Origin of the sequence: Herbaspirillum sp. UBA812, assembly GCF_002296545.1 — a bacterium.
Taxonomy (GTDB): domain Bacteria; phylum Pseudomonadota; class Gammaproteobacteria; order Burkholderiales; family Burkholderiaceae_D; genus Herbaspirillum; species Herbaspirillum huttiense.
Window position 1 is genome coordinate 1 of sequence record NZ_DBIC01000175.1, and the last position, 3,884, is coordinate 3,884.

The 3,884-nt window shown below is 63.6% G+C and carries 4 protein-coding genes; all 4 read left to right on the plus strand.

The window, feature by feature from the left end; all coding sequences use genetic code 11:
- The coding region (pncB, locus tag B3873_RS11720; RefSeq protein WP_286866181.1) for a nicotinate phosphoribosyltransferase at positions 1 to 904 on the plus strand (904 nt) is incomplete at its 5' end.
- A 79-nt stretch (positions 905 to 983) separates the two neighbouring features.
- On the plus strand, positions 984 to 1,796 hold the full coding sequence (locus B3873_RS11725) for a hypothetical protein (protein ID WP_286866183.1): 813 nt from the start codon (positions 984 to 986) through the stop codon (positions 1,794 to 1,796).
- Positions 1,797 to 1,987: 191 nt separating this feature from the next.
- The gene (locus tag B3873_RS11730) at positions 1,988 to 3,352 is read left to right on the plus strand and encodes a sodium:proton antiporter (RefSeq protein ID WP_286866185.1); all 1,365 of its coding nucleotides are present in this window, start codon (positions 1,988 to 1,990) and stop codon (positions 3,350 to 3,352) included.
- Between the two features lie 50 nt (positions 3,353 to 3,402).
- On the plus strand, positions 3,403 to 3,884 hold a 482-nt coding region (locus B3873_RS11735), incomplete at its 3' end, for an NAD(P)-dependent oxidoreductase (protein ID WP_286866187.1).

The window sequence follows — 3,884 nt, forward strand, 5'->3', positions numbered from 1 at the left end:
ATACATCACGGTCCAGCCTGATCCGGCCGGCAATGGCGAGATCGAGATCCAGGTGAAGGGGCCGTGGCTGCACACCATCATGTTCGAAGTGCCGGTGCTGGCCATCGTCAATGAAGTGTATTTCCGCGCGACCCAGCGCTCGCCCGATCTGGAAGAGGGCAGGGCGCGCTTGCGCAAGAAGATGTCGGTCATCACCGATGATGCCGAACTGGCCGGCTGCAAGATCGCCGATTACGGCACCCGCCGCCGCTTCTCGCGCAGCTGGCATGCCGAGGTCATCGACGAGATGAAGCAGCATATGGGGGATCACTTCGCCGGTACCTCCAACGTGATGTACGCCATGCAGCATGACCTGACCCCGCTGGGCACCATGGCGCATGAATACTTGCAGGCCTGTCAGGCGCTCGGTCCGCGCCTGCGTGATTCGCAGACGTTCGCCTTTGAGATGTGGGCGCGCGAGTATCGGGGCGACCTGGGCATCACGCTCTCGGACGTTTATGGCATGGATGCCTTCCTGCGCGACTACGACATGTATTTCTGCAAGCTCTTCGACGGCGCGCGCCATGATTCGGGCGATCCGTTTGAGTGGGGCGAGCGCCTGATCCAGCATTACCGTGACAACCGTGTCGATCCATCCAGCAAGGTGCTGGTGTTCTCCGACAGCCTGGACTTCGACAAGGTGCGTGCGCTCTACCTGCGCTTCAAGGATCGCGCCAAGGTGGCCTTCGGCGTCGGTACCAATCTCACCAATGACCTGGGCTACACGCCCCTGCAGGTGGTCATGAAGATGGTCCGCTGCAATGGCCAGCCGGTGGCCAAGCTGTCCGATACGCCTTCCAAGAACATGTGCGATGACCCGGCCTATGTGAATTATCTGCGCCAGGTGTTCCAGATCAAGGCCTGACCGGGGACGGAGTGATGCGGCATCGGGGAGGCGGGGCTTGAAGAAGCCGATGTTGTTCCGTCGGGTACGGACGCTGCGGTTGAGCCGCAAGATCAGCCATCGGGGCTTCCCGCGCCTGTTCATGCTGCTGCTCATCACGCTCGCCGCCAGTCTCGGATTGCTCGCCTCGGCATGGATGCTGAGGCATGGCTGGCACAACATGGGACTGCGCTATGGGCTGGCCTGCCTGGTGGCGTATCCGGGTTTCCTGTCGATGCTGTCGATATGGCTATGGCTGCTGCGCCGCGGCGACCGGCGCAGGGCGCTGGCCGGGGCCGGGATGGCGGCCAGCGCGGGCGCGCAGTTCGCGTCAGGCGTGCAGCCGGAGCAGGACGGGCGCAACCGCCGCAATGACGGCTCCGGAATCGACGCCGGTTTCCTCGGCGATATACCCCTCAATATTTCCCTGTCCAAGTCTGCGCATCAGTGGCAGGGCGGTGGTGGCAGCTTCGACGGCGGCGGGGCCAGCGCCAATGTGGATTTCAGTCTTGCTGACGGGGGCGATGCGGCGGGCCTGGCGGACGGCATCGACCTGGGCGAAGCACTGGGCTTGTTGATCTTCGCAGTGTCGGTGGTCTCGCTCATCGCTGCCACGCTGTATTCCGTCGTCACCATGCTGGGCATGGCCCCCGTGCTGTTTTCCGAACTGATCTTCGACGCATTGCTGGCGGCCGGGCTGTATCGGCGCTTCGGCTACCGTGCCGATCGCCACTGGCTGGAGACGGCCGTGCAGCGCACCTGGCGACCCTTCCTCGCGGTGCTGCTGCTGGTGAGCGCGAGCGGACTGCTGCTGTCCTTGGTATGGCCCGATGCAGTCACGCTTGGTGAGGTGTGGAGCCAGCTGCGCAGTTGACGCAGGGGCATGCATACTTGAAATTTTTTCGCATGCCCGGCTTTCGCTTCGGGCGCGCTCGCGTGGCTGGTATAGTGTGGCTCCCTCTGGCCGCAGATTCTCGCGTGACGGCCACCACCTCTATTTGCCATCAGGACCTTCATTTGCAGATCAGAGCTCTCACAATTCGTCTCTCCGCAATCCTGGCATCGATGCTGCCCGCCGTTTCCCAAGCCGCCGATCTGGACGGTGTCGGGCTGTCCCTGGCCTGGGCCTTGCCGTTCGCGGGCGTTCTGCTGTCCATTGCCGTACTGCCGCTGCTGGCCCCGGCCATGTGGCATCACCATTTCGGCAAGATCGCCGGTGCCTGGGCGCTGGCCTTCCTGCTGCCGTTTGCGGCCCTGCATGGTGCGCATGCGGCCCTGGCCATCAGCGTGCATGCGCTGGTGGCGGAATACCTTCCCTTCATCATCCTGCTGACCGCGCTCTTCACCGTGGCCGGTGGCATCTGCGTACGCGGCAACCTGCATGGCACGCCCGCACTCAATACCGGACTGCTGGCACTGGGCACCTTGCTGGCCAGCGTCATGGGCACGACCGGCGCCGCCATGCTGTTGATCCGACCGCTCATCCGCGCCAACGATGACCGCAAGCACACGGTCCATGTCGTGGTGTTCTTCATCTTCCTCGTTGCCAATGCAGGCGGCTCACTGACGCCCCTGGGCGATCCGCCGTTGTTCCTGGGCTTCCTCAAGGGCGTGGATTTCTTCTGGACCGCGCGCCACCTGCTGGGGCCGATGGCCTTCCTGTGCGGTGCGCTGCTGCTGATCTTCTATCTGCTGGATCGCCATTTCTATCTCAACCGCGAAGAGCGCCGCCCGCTCGACCCCACGCCCGACTCGGCGCTGCGACTGGAAGGCAAGTTCAATTTCCTGCTGCTGGGCGCAGTGGTCGGTCTGGTACTGATGAGCGGCTTGTGGAAACCGGGCGTGGCCACCGAGGTGCTGGGCACACCGCTGGAATGGCAGAACCTGCTGCGCGATGGCGCGCTGCTGGGCGTGATCCTGCTGTCGCTGTGGCTCACGCCTGCATCTGCACGCGCTCGCAATGACTTCGGCTGGGGCCCGATGCTGGAAGTGGGCAAGCTCTTTGCCGCCATCTTCCTGACCATCGCCCCGGTGATCGCCATGCTGCGGGCGGGCGAGCAGGGCGCGTTTGCCGCCGTGGTGCACGCCGTGACCGGTCCGGACGGCAAACCGGACGATGTGATGTATTTCTGGATGACGGGCGTGCTGTCTTCTTTCCTCGACAATGCGCCGACCTATCTGGTGTTCTTCAACACCGCCTCCGGCGATGCGCGGGAACTGATGGGGCCGCTGGCCTCGACGCTGGCGGCCATCTCCGCCGGCGCCGTCTTCATGGGGGCCAACAGCTATATCGGCAATGCGCCCAACATGATGGTCAAGGCCATCGCCGAAGAGCGCGGCATCCGCATGCCCAGCTTCTTCGGCTACATGGCGTGGTCGGTGGGCATCCTGGTGCCGCTGTTCATCGTCATGAGCTTCCTGTTCTTCTGAGTGCTATATCCGCTTTCTTCCGATAACGAAACCGAGACCACGAGACCCGCATGAAACCCAAGATCTTCGTCGCCCGCGCCGTCTTCCCTGAAGTTCTGGCCCGCCTGGAGCAGCATTTCGAGGTCGAATCCAACCAGGACGACCGCATCTACAGCGCCGATGAGCTGCTGGCCAAGGCCAATGGCAAGGATGGCCTCTTCACCACCCCGAGCGAGCCGGTGACGGCTGCGCTCTTCGCCGCCAACCCGCAACTGAAGGCGGTCTGCAACATGGCCGTGGGCTACAACAACATCGATGTTGCTGCCGCTACAAAAGCCGGCGTCATGGCCACCAACACGCCCGATGTGCTCAATGAAACCACTGCTGACTTCGGCTGGGCCCTGATGATGGCGGCTGCGCGCCGCATCACCGAATCGGAGCACTTCCTGCGCGCCGGCAAGTGGAAGAAGTGGAGCTATGACAGCTTCGTGGGCCCCGACATCCATGGCGCCACCCTGGGCATCATCGGCATGGGCCGCATCGGCCAGGCCAT

Coding starts and splice junctions, on each gene's coding strand:
- B3873_RS11730 (WP_286866185.1), top strand. CDS start 1,988: ATGCTGCCCGCCGTTTCCCAAGCCGCCGATCTGGACGGTGTCGGGCTG.